Origin of the sequence: Aeribacillus composti (assembly GCF_007827555.1) — a bacterium.
Classification (GTDB): Bacteria; Bacillota; Bacilli; order Bacillales; family Aeribacillaceae; genus Aeribacillus; species Aeribacillus composti.
Genome location: NZ_VISS01000002.1, coordinates 98,987 through 112,088 on the forward strand (window position 1 = coordinate 98,987; position 13,102 = coordinate 112,088).

Sequence of the window (13,102 nt, forward strand, 5' to 3'; positions counted from 1 at the left end):
GCTTGGGGCATCCGCTCCAAGCTTTAAACTTTTTCCTTTTCTTGTTTTTTGAAATATTCTTCAGCGATTAAATCCACTTCTTTTTTTAATTCTTCGACCATTGTTTCTTCCGGAACTTTCCGAACAATTTTTCCTTTTCTAAAAAGCAATCCTTCGCCTCGTGCACCAGCAATTCCAATATCGGCTTCTCTCGCTTCGCCTGGACCGTTTACTGCGCATCCTAAAACAGCTACTTTGATTGGCGCACGAATTTTTGAAATATATTCTTCGACTTCATTCGCGATTTTAATGAGATCTATTTCAATTCTTCCGCATGTAGGGCATGAAATAAGTGTTGCTGCATTGGCAGCCAGGCCGAATGATTTCAGCAATTCTCGGGCAACCTTCACCTCTTCGACGGGATCAGCGCTTAATGATATACGCAAAGTATTGCCGATGCCTTTGCTTAAAATGGCTCCAAGGCCGGCAGCGCTTTTGATTGTCCCCGCAAACAAAGTGCCAGATTCGGTAATCCCTAAATGGAGAGGATAATCAAACGCCTTTGCAGCTTTTTCATATGCTTCGATTGAAAGCCGTACATCAGACGCTTTTAAAGAAACGATAATATCGTGAAAATCAAGATCCTCTAAAATTTTTATGTGATGCAATGCACTTTCAACCATTCCGTCAGCAGTAGGATAGCCGTACTTTTCTAAAATCCTTTTTTCAAGTGAACCGGCGTTTACTCCAATTCTGATTGGAATGTTTCTTTCTTTCGCAGCCTTCACAACGGCTTCTACTTTTTCCCTTCGCCCGATGTTCCCCGGGTTAATCCGTATTTTATCTGCTCCGCCTTCAATCGCTTTTAAAGCGAGCCGGTAATCAAAATGTATATCGACAACTAGAGGAATGTTAATGCGTTTTTTGATTTCTGGAATTGCATTTGCAGCCCGTTCATCAGGACAAGCAACACGAACGATTTGACAACCTGCTTCTTCCAGTCTGTGAATTTCTTTTACTGTGGCTTCAACATCATGCGTTTTCGTTGTGGTCATGCTTTGAATGACTACTTCATTATTTCCGCCAATTTGAATGTTGCCTACTTTGACTGGACGTGTTTTCGTACGATGTGTGATTTCGCCCACGTTTATCGCTCCTTAAATATAAATACGTTTGATGGAACATTTGCCATCCTATGATATTGTACCAATCATAGCCAAGCAATGACAAGAATTAAAAACTTTAACTAATTGTTATATAAGGGGAATTTGTATGTTTTTCCTGCTTGTATACTGTACACATCTTCATTTGAATTTAATTCCCCAAAATCTTTAATAATCTCTTCAATGCTTGCTGGAACAGGCTTATTGTGTATTTTTTCAACAATGGAAAGAACCGTATCTCCTTCCTTCACTTTTACCTCCATAAATTGTTCTTCAGCATGCTGTTCATTTTGTATGGAAGATACAGGTAATGTACCGTTTTTTAAATCATAATAAATAACAAAACTGAAAAAGATAACTAGTAAAGCGGAAAATAAACGTTTCATCTCTATGTTCCCCCGTTTTGTTCTTTATTAACATATATGTTTTTTTATGTACAAACATACCAATTATGTCTTTGCTGGCATACACAAGTGAAAAGTTAGCAAGTTCGGAGGACCTGGGGAGAAATCAACATCTCTTTTCTCGCTTGAGACAAGCTGCTGAAGCTGTTGCAAAGCGAGTTCGATGCTTTTTTCGATCTTTCTTCCTTCTCAAATGGAAAATTTATACAGATTAAAGCTTTCAGGCAATGCGGGCTCAAATTTATGAATTCAGATCCTTTCCAGCTATTCTTTCCGAAAATATGTTCAAGCTGAAGCCAGTGCCTGAATTAATGCGAGAGGGAAGCTCAGTTAAACCTAAAGGGTAGAAGAGGCAGCTTTACGATCGAAGAGCATTTTGAAAACGTCCAAGATATTCTTCGGTTTAACGCATTCCCTGCTGTCAACAATGAATTCATGCATCAATTCGAAATTCGAGTAAACGAAGGGAGATAAATATGAGAGAGCATATCATCATTATGTTATTAGGGATGCTTCCGTTTATGATGGTGCTAGGGAATTCGATGCTGATCCCGATATTGCCGGAGTTTGGACAAGCGCTTGAAATTACAGCTGCACAGACGAGCTTTATTTTAAGCATATTTAATATACCTGCAGCGATCATCATCCCAATCGTAGGTTTCCTTTCCGACCGTTACGACCGAAAAACATTTATTTTATGGTCGCTTTTATTGCTGATCATAGGTGGGGCTATCTGTTTTTTCAGCGGTTTTGTCAACAAATCTATTGCTTTTTGGACATTGTTAGCTGGACGTTTGGTGCAAGGGCTTGGCACAGGAGGAATATCGTCTCTAGCCATGTCATTAGCAGGAGACATGTTTACGGCCGAAAAACGGGATCGAGCTCTTGCCGTTTTAGAAGTGTTCAACGGAACTGCAAAAGTAGCCGCTCCCATTTTAGGAGCTTTGTTAGCCCTTGTAGCATGGTATTTTCCATTCATTCTTTTCCCTATTATTGGAACTCTCTTACTTTTTTTCATTCTTTTTTTTATAAAGACTTCTCCATCAGGCGAGGAAAAAATATCGCTTCACGAATATGTGCAAAGAATAGCTGATGTGTTAAAGGTGCAAAAAGCGCGATTGTTATCTCTTTACCTGTATGGCGGTACAAGTATGTTTTTGCTTTTTGGGCTGCTGTATTATTTAGCCTATTTAATTGAAGAGTTATATCATATCGATGGATTCTTTAAAGGATTTGTATACTCTTTTCCGTTAGGCGCATTATCTATATCGTCTTATTGGACAGGAAAGCGATTGGACTATGTAAAAAACCGTTTTCTTTTTTTATTGGTAGGGATGTTCATGACGTTTTTATCATTTTTCAGTTTTTTGATTTTTCAACAGTTTTCGCTATTTTTGTTTTTTATCACTATTTCATTTGGCGGCTTAGGTTTTGTGCTGCCGGTTATTAATTCGTTGATCATATCAAGTGTTGATGATGCAGAAAGAGGGATTGTAGTTAGCTTATACGGGATGGCGCGCTTTTTAGGGGTTGCGCTCGGACCGGTTGTTTTTAGCTTGTGGATTGGCAATGAACAGTTGTTGTTTAAGCTTTTATTTTTTATGTTGTCGCTCGTTCAATGTTTACTCCTATACGTATTTAAAAATAATTGGAAAATAGTATGTAGCAAAATGTGGAGGAATTTACAATAAAAATAAAAAAACTTTAAATTCCCTTAATAATCTTTTGTCATAATGCTGTTAAGCTTATAAAGGGGGAAATCATAATAGTGAAAAAGAAGAGAAAGAACATGTCGATAGGAGAGCGAATACCTCTATCTGTAAGATTGATTTTGTTTGCGCTCATACTTCTTATTAGTTCGATAACTGTTGTCGGTTATACTGCTTACCAAAAAGCAAGTGAAACAACTTTTAATTTGATAGAGGATCGATTAAAAAGGGAAGTATATATGACAGAGATTGCTGCCAGCAATCTTCTGTATGCTTATGTAAATAGCTCTGATGATTTTTTCGAAAGATTTGATAAAGAAGTCGTTCAAAGGCAATCCTCCCAGCTGATTCAGGACGGTTTAAATGCTGACTTTTTTTTCGTTCGAAATGAAAAGGCCACACCATTTTCGGTTAGCGTTAAAACAAAAACTCAAATCCCAACTGCAATTGTAAAGGAAATAACGAAAAAAAATAGCGGAATTATTCATAAATCTTTCAATGGACAAGATTATACGTTGGCCTTTAAAGAAATGCAGGAATTGAAAGGAATTTTTTTGCTTGCCGTTCCGACAGAAAGTTTTATAAAGCCTGTGCATGAACTAGCTTACAATACAATCTGGATTGGAATAATCAGTGTCTTTTTTATGATGGGAATATTGTTTTTAGCTGTCAGAAGTATGACAAAACCGTTGACGATTTTGAGGGAAAAAATGAGAAAAATGCGTGAAGGAGATATTCAGCTTGATTTAAACATAAATACAAATCTTCCAGAAATCCTTTCGCTCATCAAAAGCTTTAAGCAATTGGCAGGCTATTTGGGGATGATGATTCAAAGGATTAATACCACAACAGAAAATTTGTTTTCGACAGGCCGGAAGCTTAAACACTCTTCTGATGACGTATTAACATTACATACGAATCTTGTTGAAGCGATTGAAATGGTGAAAAACGGTGCGCAGCAAACAGCTTCAAGCTCTGAAGAAAGCGCAAAAGTATTTCATTCCATGAAAAATACAGTTCAAACTGTGCTGGAGAGAATAGAGCGCCTTTTCTCAAGCGCACAAGGCATGAACCGATCAGCCAACACGGGAGAACAAAATATGAGACAGATGATCGAATCGTTAAATCGCTTTGAAAAAGAGTGCAAAACTATGTCTAAAACGATCCAAAGTGTTCGAGATCATTCGACGGCGATTGAAAAGGTTGTGGAAATGATATATGCAATATCTGAGAAAACAAAGCTATTGTCATTAAATGCAACAATTGAAGCAGCAAGAGCTGGAGAAGAAGGCAAAGGATTTGCTATCGTTGCTGAGGAAGTCCGAAAATTGGCTGAACAGTCATCCAAAGCGACGGAAGACATAGCACAGTCTGTAAAAATGATGCATGATATTTCTCAGAGCGCTTATCAGCAGTTTAAGCTAATTTTGGAGCTTGTGCAAAACCATTTAGAAGTTGCAGGTAAATCGCGGCTTTCATTTGATCAACTAGTAGATGAGATTGGAAAAGTGAATGAAATATTGTCTGAAACAAGACACAGCTTACATACTTTAGATGATTGGCTCCCTAAAATGGAGCAATCTGCTGAAAATTTTTTATCAGTCTCTCAAGAAACGTTCGCCAGTGCAGAGCAAATGCAATCTGTCGCAAAAGTACAGATGGAACAAATTCGCGAAACCCATGCTATTGGACTAACTTTAATGGAACTGTCAGAATCTCTAAAGTCCACTACAAACAAATTTCAGTTTAAATCATAGTGTTAATAACCCCTTAAGGCAGAGTTGGAAATTCTGCCTTAAGGGGTTTTTTATGCAGCTTTTATTGGTTGTTTCGGGCTCGGGATTTCTTTTAATACAAGATATAAAACAGTTATATGTACAAACCAGTTTATATAAAGAGCAAAGGATATATCGATGAGAAAAAAGTTCATAATGGCAAAAAACACGGTTGCAAGCGTGACGCTGTAGGCTGAAATAGTCCAAAGCTGTTTAAAATTTAATCTTTTTCCCATCCTCTTTTTAAACAACAGCCCGACAATAGCTAAAAACGTAATTTCCACAAATTTAGAAGTGGCTGACATCGCAAATAGTGTGACAGATATCACGGGAATGATAATCGGAGCAACTTCAGACAGCTGTTTGATGGCAGCTGTCAAATCCTCTTTTGTTATCTCTGTTTCCTGAAAAAAGTTATACTCGAGCTGCTGCATTGTGCCATTGGAAACGAAAACAAATTCATTCGATAAGATGCCGATGACGTTTTCCTGCCATTTCAAGTCATCCCTTGTGAAAGTTCCTTTTGGGTCAAAAATAATTGTATATTGATCATGCTTTGCTTTCACAACCGCATTTTCCTCGGATTTTAAAGTTCCGTTATGAATGGTGAATTCAGGGATTTTTTCATTTATCGTTTGGTCAAGCCCGTTTATAGCATTTACAATAGCTAAGTTTAAATATATGCAATTGGGCAGGGCGGCAAGAAAGGCCAATAAAAATCCATAAAGAATAGGTTTGCCGATTTTTTGAAATCTAGTAAGAGCGATTGTTTTTGGAGAGTATATGCTTTTAAAAAGGAGGACAAATAAATTCATTGATCGAAACACTTCCTTTTATAACATTTCTATTTGATTGTACCAATGAAACAAAAATAATGAAAATAAGTTATATAGGCGATTCGGCAATAAGAATAACAATTGTGAACAAAATGTAAAATTTTTTTGTTAAATTTAAAATATAAAAGTAACATGTGTGGGAGGAACATGTTAAAAATTAATTTTGTTTGCGGGGCATATCGGCTTCATCCATTATTATAGATAGAAGCTGCAGGAGCCTGCACCGATTGCAAAATAAAAAAAGTGGATTTGAAGGAATTTGGTAATGGGAAATATAAACGTTTCTTTTTCAAAAATGATTCAACTGTTAATACATTTGGAAAAATAAGGAGGTGAAACGAGTGGATGTAGATGTTCAAAAAATATTATTTGAATTTCTTGGCGGGATTGGAATTTTTTTATTTGCGATTAAAAGTATGGGAGAAGGTATGCAAAAATTCTCCGGAGATAAATTACGAGATATTTTGGATAAGTTTACGACAAACCCTATTATGGGTATTTTTGCTGGGATGTTTGTGACAATGTTAATTCAATCAAGCAGCGGTACAACTGTTTTAACGGTTGGTCTCGTTTCTGCCGGCTTCATGAGCTTAAAGCAAGCAATAGGCGTGATCATGGGAGCAAATATCGGAACGACTGTTACGGCATTTATTATCGGATTCGATATCGAAGCTTATGCCTTGCCAATTTTATTTATAGGTTCTGTTCTTTTATTTTTTTCTAAAAACAAAAAAATAAACAGCATCGGGCAGGTGATCTTTGGATTTGGCGCTTTGTTTTTTGGGCTTGAATTGATGGGAGACGGCATGAAGCCGTTAAGATCATTAGAAATTTTTCATGACTTGACTGTCAGCATAAGTGCAAATCCGCTGCTTGGCGTTGTAATTGGAACCGTTTTTACAATCATCGTTCAAAGTTCAAGTGCGACGATTGGGATTTTGCAAATGATGTTTTCACAAGGGTTAATTGATCTCAACGCTGCGCTGCCTTTATTATTCGGTGATAATATCGGAACAACCATCACAGCAGTTTTGGCATCAATTGGAGCATCGATTGCTGCTAAACGGGCTGCTTTGACGCATGTAATGTTTAATTTAATCGGAACGGCAATTTTTCTAATTATTTTACCAATTTTCAAATATTTTATCGAATCATTGCAAGCCCATTTGTATTTAAATCCTGAAATGACCATTGCCTTTGCTCATGGAATATTTAATGTTGTCAATACGATCGTTCAAGCGCCGTTCATCGGTGCACTTGCACTGCTTGTCACAAAAGTTATACCTGGTGAAGATTTAGCGATAGAGTATAAAGCGAAGCATTTGGATCCAATTTTTATTGAACAGTCACCAACCATTGCTTTAGGGCAAGCGAAGGAAGAAGTGCTTCGGATGGGTCAATATGCATCATTAGGGCTAGAGGAAACGAGACAATTTTTGATGACAAATCAGCAGAAGCACGCACAAATGGCGATGCAGCTTGAAGAGGCGATCAATAATTTAGATAGGAAAATAACAGATTATCTCGTATTGATTTCTGGAAAAGATATGTCGCAAAATGATTCACGCCGACATTCCATTTTAATGGATACTGTTCGAGATATTGAACGAATCGGCGACCATTTTGAAAATATAGTGGAGCTTATTGATTATAAAAATAATAATAAAGTCACCATTACTGTGCAGGCATTGGAAGATTTATTGGAAATGTTTGAAATTACCTTGTAAAATGTGAAGGATGCGATCGACGCTTTAGATGATAACGATGTTGTATTAGCAAAAAAAGTATTGAAATCTGAAGAAAAAATCGATAGAATGGAACGCACTTTACGCAAAAAACATATTATCCGCATTAATGAAGGGATTTGTACCGGACAAGGCGGAATAGTATATGTAGATATTATCAGCAACTTAGAACGAATTGGCGACCACTCGGTGAATATTGCGGAAGCTGTTTTAGGATACCGTCAATAATCGTTTCAAGTGGATTAAATTGTTCATTGATTTCTAATTTCTAGGAGGATAAGCAAATGGATGTAATCATTTGGATTTTGATCATTGCTCTTTTTATCTTATCTTTTGTCGGGCTGCTTTTCCCCATTTTACCGTCAGCGTTATTGATTGTAGCAGCCTTTTTTATCTATGGAATTTGTTTTAGCTTCAGCCAGTTAACCATTTCATTTTGGGTTGTTGAAAGTATGTTCATCATTCTTTTATTCCTATCGGATTATTTGGCAAATATGGTAGGAGTTAAACGGTTTGGTGGAAGTAAAGCAGCCGGATGGGGAAGTACGATTGGTTTAATTGCCGGGCCATTTATCATCCCGTTTGTTGGCATTATTTTAGGACCTTTTTTAGGGGCTGTTGCGGCAGAGCTTCTCGTACACCGCAAAACATTTAGCGAGGCTGTAAAGGTTGGAGTCGGTTCTTTATTGGGGTTGTTGGCGAGCACAGTAGCAAAAGGGCTGATTCAGCTGTTGATGATCATTCATTTTCTTTATACAATATTCTAAATTAGCCATTGACTTCAACAGCTATTTAGTGATAATTTACTTATGTGTTTGAAAAAGGACCCTTAGCTCAGCTGGTTAGAGCAGACGGCTCATAACCGTCCGGTCGCAGGTTCGAATCCTGCAGGGTCCATAAAATTAGTCGAATAATGTAACCGCTTTTTTAATTGCACATTAATTGCATCATTTTAATAAGTTTGGTAATCTGAATATGAAAGCTTCAAGGCAGAAAGCATTTAGTACATATTAATCATTAAGGAGGAGATTCATTATGGCTTATGAATTACCTAAATTGCCATACGACTATGATGCATTGGAACCTCATATTGACAAAGAAACAATGACGATTCACCACACAAAACATCATAACACATATGTGACGAACTTGAACGCTGCTTTGGAAGGTCAAACTGAACTTTTATCTAAAAGTGTAGAAGACTTAATCTCTAATTTAGACGCTGTTCCTGAATCTGTTCGTACAGCTGTTCGAAATAATGGCGGAGGACATGCAAATCACAGCTTGTTCTGGACCATCCTCTCACCGAATGGAGGCGGCGAGCCAACTGGAGAATTAGCAGAAGCAATTAACAAAAAATTTGGAAGTTTTGAAGCTTTTAAAGAAGAATTTGCTAAAGCTGCTGCTGGTCGTTTTGGCTCCGGCTGGGCATGGTTGGTTGTAAACAACGGCGAGCTTGAAATTACAAGCACTCCAAACCAAGACAATCCTCTTATGGAAGGGAAAACTCCAATTTTAGGTCTTGATGTTTGGGAGCATGCTTATTACTTAAAATACCAAAACCGTCGTCCTGAATATATTGCAGCGTTTTGGAATGTTGTGAATTGGGACGAAGTGGCAAAACGCTACAGCGCTGCAAAATAACTGTTATAAGAGGCTGAGATATTCGAATCTCAGCCTTTTTTTATTTGGCGCGCCCAGCTAAGCTGTTATCTGCTAGTTGGTGCAAATCCAACTCGAGTAAATGCCAGGACGCTCGGTAGCTGACAGGCAACTGGTGGAGAAACTAGACCTTGAAATCAACAAAGAAAAATCCAAACTGGTCAAGCCTATGGGACGACACAAACGGATTTGACTTTCTGGACAGCCCCTGAAATCAGTTTTCTACTCTACTATTTTTTGGAAATGACTGGCATAATTCGCGTTTCAGCGGTTTCTGTGCATTTTTTTGAGGCTGATCACTGAAAGGTAACGAAAACACCTTTCTTTATACATAACTCCCCTTTAGCTAGGAAAAATAGTAGTAGCAAGTAAAGGGGAGTTTTATATGATAAACGTCAAAAAATGGATTGGATCAAGAAAAACAGACCATGATTTAATGCTGCTGTTGATGATCGGCGGTTTTTATTCATTAAGCATTGCACTTTCGAATACGTTCGTAAATGTTTATTTATGGAAACAGTCAGGGGAATTGATTGATTTAGGATTATACAATTTATTTATTGTCATTTTTCAGCCGCTTGCTTTCATTATTGCTGGGAAAGTATCCAAAAAAATTGATCGAGTCGTTGTACTTCGCCTAGGAGTGTCGTTTTTAGCCGCATTTTTTCTAACCGTTTTAGTTTTAAAAGATCAAGCTGTCAACTACATGTATTTGTTAGGTGCAATCATTGGCATCGGCTACGGTTTTTATTGGCTAGCCTTTAATGTGTTGACATTTGAAATTACTGAACCGGAAACACGGGACTTTTTTAATGGCTTTCTTGGGATATTAACTTCCCTTTCAGGGATGATTGGACCGATGTTAGCCGGTCTGATTATTTCAAGACTTACAAATACTATTGGGTATAAAGTGATTTTTGCAGTTTCGTTAATGTTATTTACTGTTGCTGTCATGTTGAGCTTCTTTTTTACGTCTAGAAAAGCTCACGGAGATTACATTTTATTGAAAATCATTCAAGAAAGAAAAAGAAACAAAAATTGGAGATTAATTACAAACGCTCATGTGTTTCAAGGATTGCGTGAAGGAACATTTACATTTTTCATTAATGTGTTTGTATACATCGTGACCAAAAGTGAGATGGCTTTAGGTACATTTAGTTTTCTAAATTCTTTCGTAGCCTTTTTCACTTATATTGTGGCTTCTCGGTGGATTACGAAAAAAATGAGGAAAAAAGCTATTCTAGCCGGCGGGCTTATGCTATACTTTTCCTTGTTTCTCATTTTATTTCAAATTTCCTATGAAAGATTGTTAATATATACTATTGCAATCGGAATTGCCTATCCAATTTTGCTTGTTCCGTACTCTTCGATCACGTATGATGTGATTGGAAAAGGGTGGAATATTGCGCAAGCAAGGATCGAATATATTGTTGTTCGAGAAATTTTTCTAAATGCAGGAAGAATCCTATCGATCCTCTTTTTTATTTTTACAGTTGCTTTGACAAATGAAACAAAAACCATTCCTTTTTTATTGCTCTTAATAGGTTCAGGCCATGCGTTCATATATCTGTTTGTTAAACAAATTAGGCTGAAAGAAAGCAACCGCCCGTTAAAACAAGAAAAGCGCATACACAGGCCAAATCTAGCGGATGGAGAGAAGGGATAAAATAAATGCGGAATGCCGTTTACGCAGCATCATCTGTTTTTTATACACACAAAAAACAAGCTTTACAAAAGCTTTACATTCTATTAAAACTTGTTTAATACTTGAAAGTTAATCTTATATACGTAAGATGAGATCACGAAATAATAGGGGGAAGTAACCGAATGAAAAATTTTAAATTTTTGGCGTCATCCATTATGATCAGTTCTGTATTAGCTTTTGCAGCAGCCTGCGGTAATTCGGATGATGCAAACACAAATGGTTCAAACTCCGGACAGCAATCATCTTCAGAAAGCGGATCAAGCGAGCAAAAATTAGAAGGTGAAATCGCTATTGATGGATCATCAACTGTTGGTCCGATAATGGAAGCTGTTTCTGAAGAATTTGCTGCAGAACATCCTGATGTAAAAGCTCCAATTGGAATTTCAGGAACAGGCGGGGGCTTTGAAAAATTTACAGCTGGTGAAACTGATATTTCTAACGCATCTCGCCCAATTAAAGACGAAGAGAAAAAAGTTGCTGAAGAAAATGGTATTGAATATACAGAATTCAAAATTGCTTTTGACGGTTTATCCGTTGTTGTAAACAAAGAAAATGACTGGGTCGATAAACTTACGATCGAAGATTTAGCAAAAATTTGGAAAGGCGAGCCGAAAAAATGGTCTGACATCAACCCTGAGTGGCCGGATGAAAAAATTAAATACTTCTCGCCTGGTACAGATTCCGGTACGTATGATTATTTTGATGAAGTTGTTTTAGGCGGTGAGCCGATTGTAAAAGATGCGACATTGTCCGAAGACGATAACGTACTTGTAAAAGGAGTCGCTAACGATAAAAATGCAATAGGTTATTTCGGCTATGCATACTATTTAGAAAATAAAGACCAGTTGAAAGTTGTACCGATTGTAAACTCTAAAGGGGAAGCAGTCGAGCCGACAAATGAAACGATTGAAAAAGGAACTTATGAACCGCTTTCCCGTCCGCTATTCTTTTATGTGAACAACAAATCATTAAAAGAAAAGCCGCAAGTGTATGAATACGTGAAGTTTGCCTTGGAAAACGCTGGGCAATTGGCAGAGGAAGTTGGCTATGTAAAACTTCCGCAAGAGCAATATGATGAACAGTTAAAAACGCTTGAAGGTTTAAAATAAAAATAAATAGACTGGTTGGATGAGAAGCATCCTTGCTTCTCATCTTCCTATGGGCATGAAAGGGGTTTTCATGATGGCTTTATCTGCAGGAAAATCGGTTCGGGAAATGATCAAAGAGAAAAAAACAAAAAAATCCACGCGCGATTTTATGGAAAAAATGGTCCCAGCCGTTTTATTTGTTGCAGCAGCTATTTCCATCTTAACAACTATCGGAATCATTGCTACTCTTGCTACAGAAACAATCATGTTTTTTTCACGAGTTTCTTTTTTTGAATTTATCACTGAAAAAGAATGGTATCCGTTTTTAAAAGATGATGCCTCATATGGAATCATGGCTCTTGTTTCTGGCACGCTTTTAGTAACGGTTATTGCCATGATTGTTGCGCTTCCAGTCGGTCTTGCATCTGCTATTTTTTTGAGTGAGTATGCGTCAGATCGGACAAGAAGGATTATCAAACCGATTTTAGAGGTTTTGGCAGGAATTCCAACTATTGTATATGGTTTTTTTGCTCTGACGTTTGTTACTCCTCTCTTGCAAAAATTGATCCCTGATATTGGCTTTTTCAATGCATTAAGCCCGGGCATTGTTGTTGGAATTATGATTATTCCGATGATTGCTTCCCTTTCAGAAGATGCGATGAGCTCTGTTCCGAATTCCATTCGAGAAGGCGCACTTGCTTTAGGTGCGACAAAATTTGAGGTGGCTTTAAAAGTAGTACTTCCTGCTGCCACATCGGGAGTCGTTGCCTCGTTCGTACTAGGAATTTCCCGTGCGATTGGCGAAACAATGATTGTCACATTGGCTGGAGGAGCCACTCCAAAATTAACGTTTGATCCAACTGAATCTATTCAAACGATGACGGCTTATATCGTTCAAGTCAGCACGGGCGATGCGGGATACGGAACAACAATCTATTACAGCATTTATGCTGTCGGTGCCACGCTTTTTGTCTTTACAATGCTGATGAATTTATTAGCTCAATTTATCTCGCGCCGATTCAGGGAGGAATATTAA

10 protein-coding genes, 1 tRNA gene and 1 pseudogene are annotated in these 13,102 nt (G+C 37.6%); 9 read left to right on the plus strand and 3 right to left on the minus strand.

From position 1 onward, the window contains the following. Nucleotides 1–23: 23 nt before the first annotated feature. A complete protein-coding gene (gene ispG, locus FB379_RS01545) occupies nt 24–1,130 on the minus strand; it encodes a flavodoxin-dependent (E)-4-hydroxy-3-methylbut-2-enyl-diphosphate synthase (protein ID WP_094246222.1) in 1,107 nt (368 codons plus the stop codon). 95 nt (nt 1,131–1,225) lie between these two features. After that, the gene (locus tag FB379_RS01550; RefSeq protein ID WP_063388069.1) at nt 1,226–1,528 is read right to left on the minus strand and encodes a hypothetical protein; all 303 of its coding nucleotides are present in this window, start codon (nt 1,526–1,528) and stop codon (nt 1,226–1,228) included. 494 nt (nt 1,529–2,022) lie between these two features. Between FB379_RS01550 and FB379_RS01555 the strand changes: the two genes are divergently transcribed. Together FB379_RS01555 and FB379_RS01560 are read left to right on the plus strand one after the other, a co-directional pair. Further along, a complete protein-coding gene (locus tag FB379_RS01555) occupies nt 2,023–3,237 on the plus strand; it encodes an MFS transporter (protein ID WP_144596779.1) in 1,215 nt (404 codons plus the stop codon). A gap of 77 nt (nt 3,238–3,314) precedes the next feature. Beyond that, nucleotides 3,315–5,012, plus strand: coding sequence for a methyl-accepting chemotaxis protein (locus FB379_RS01560; RefSeq protein ID WP_144596781.1), 1,698 nt, complete (start codon nt 3,315–3,317; stop codon nt 5,010–5,012). Between the two features lie 50 nt (nt 5,013–5,062). Here FB379_RS01560 and FB379_RS01565 read toward each other — a convergent pair whose 3' ends face one another. After that, on the minus strand, nt 5,063–5,845 hold the full coding sequence (locus FB379_RS01565) for a DUF1189 domain-containing protein (protein WP_144596783.1): 783 nt from the start codon (nt 5,843–5,845) through the stop codon (nt 5,063–5,065). A gap of 362 nt (nt 5,846–6,207) precedes the next feature. Between FB379_RS01565 and FB379_RS01570 the strand changes: the two are divergent. The 7 genes and pseudogenes from FB379_RS01570 to pstC all read left to right on the plus strand — a co-directional run bounded on the left by FB379_RS01570 (nt 6,208) and on the right by pstC (nt 13,102). Further along, nucleotides 6,208–7,839: pseudogene (locus FB379_RS01570) on the plus strand (Na/Pi cotransporter family protein). 56 nt (nt 7,840–7,895) lie between these two features. After that, nucleotides 7,896–8,378 carry a DUF456 domain-containing protein gene (locus FB379_RS01575; RefSeq protein ID WP_063388073.1) on the plus strand — a complete coding sequence of 161 codons (483 nt, stop codon included), beginning with the start codon at nt 7,896–7,898 and terminating at the stop codon, nt 8,376–8,378. 56 nt (nt 8,379–8,434) lie between these two features. Continuing rightward, nucleotides 8,435–8,508 (plus strand) — tRNA-Ile (locus FB379_RS01580). A gap of 138 nt (nt 8,509–8,646) precedes the next feature. Beyond that, complete coding sequence (gene sodA / locus FB379_RS01585) at nt 8,647–9,255, plus strand: superoxide dismutase SodA (protein ID WP_063388074.1); 609 nt, start codon at nt 8,647–8,649, stop codon at nt 9,253–9,255. A 403-nt stretch (nt 9,256–9,658) separates the two neighbouring features. After that, nucleotides 9,659–10,939 carry an MFS transporter gene (locus FB379_RS01590; RefSeq protein ID WP_144596785.1) on the plus strand — a complete coding sequence of 427 codons (1,281 nt, stop codon included), beginning with the start codon at nt 9,659–9,661 and terminating at the stop codon, nt 10,937–10,939. Nucleotides 10,940–11,100: 161 nt separating this feature from the next. Further along, nucleotides 11,101–12,087 carry a PstS family phosphate ABC transporter substrate-binding protein gene (locus tag FB379_RS01595; RefSeq protein ID WP_063388076.1) on the plus strand — a complete coding sequence of 329 codons (987 nt, stop codon included), beginning with the start codon at nt 11,101–11,103 and terminating at the stop codon, nt 12,085–12,087. 73 nt (nt 12,088–12,160) lie between these two features. After that, on the plus strand, nt 12,161–13,102 hold the full coding sequence (pstC, locus tag FB379_RS01600) for a phosphate ABC transporter permease subunit PstC (protein WP_063388077.1): 942 nt from the start codon (nt 12,161–12,163) through the stop codon (nt 13,100–13,102).

Bases quoted from the DNA above. Each gene is read 5' to 3' on its own strand.
- pstC (WP_063388077.1), top strand. From the start codon at position 12,161: ATGGCTTTATCTGCAGGAAAATCGGTTCGGGAAATGATCAAAGAGAAA.
- FB379_RS01565 (WP_144596783.1), bottom strand. From the start codon at position 5,845: ATGAATTTATTTGTCCTCCTTTTTAAAAGCATATACTCTCCAAAAACA.
- FB379_RS01575 (WP_063388073.1), top strand. From the start codon at position 7,896: ATGGATGTAATCATTTGGATTTTGATCATTGCTCTTTTTATCTTATCT.
- FB379_RS01595 (WP_063388076.1), top strand. From the start codon at position 11,101: ATGAAAAATTTTAAATTTTTGGCGTCATCCATTATGATCAGTTCTGTA.
- FB379_RS01550 (WP_063388069.1), bottom strand. From the start codon at position 1,528: ATGAAACGTTTATTTTCCGCTTTACTAGTTATCTTTTTCAGTTTTGTT.
- FB379_RS01555 (WP_144596779.1), top strand. From the start codon at position 2,023: ATGAGAGAGCATATCATCATTATGTTATTAGGGATGCTTCCGTTTATG.
- FB379_RS01590 (WP_144596785.1), top strand. From the start codon at position 9,659: ATGATAAACGTCAAAAAATGGATTGGATCAAGAAAAACAGACCATGAT.
- sodA (WP_063388074.1), top strand. From the start codon at position 8,647: ATGGCTTATGAATTACCTAAATTGCCATACGACTATGATGCATTGGAA.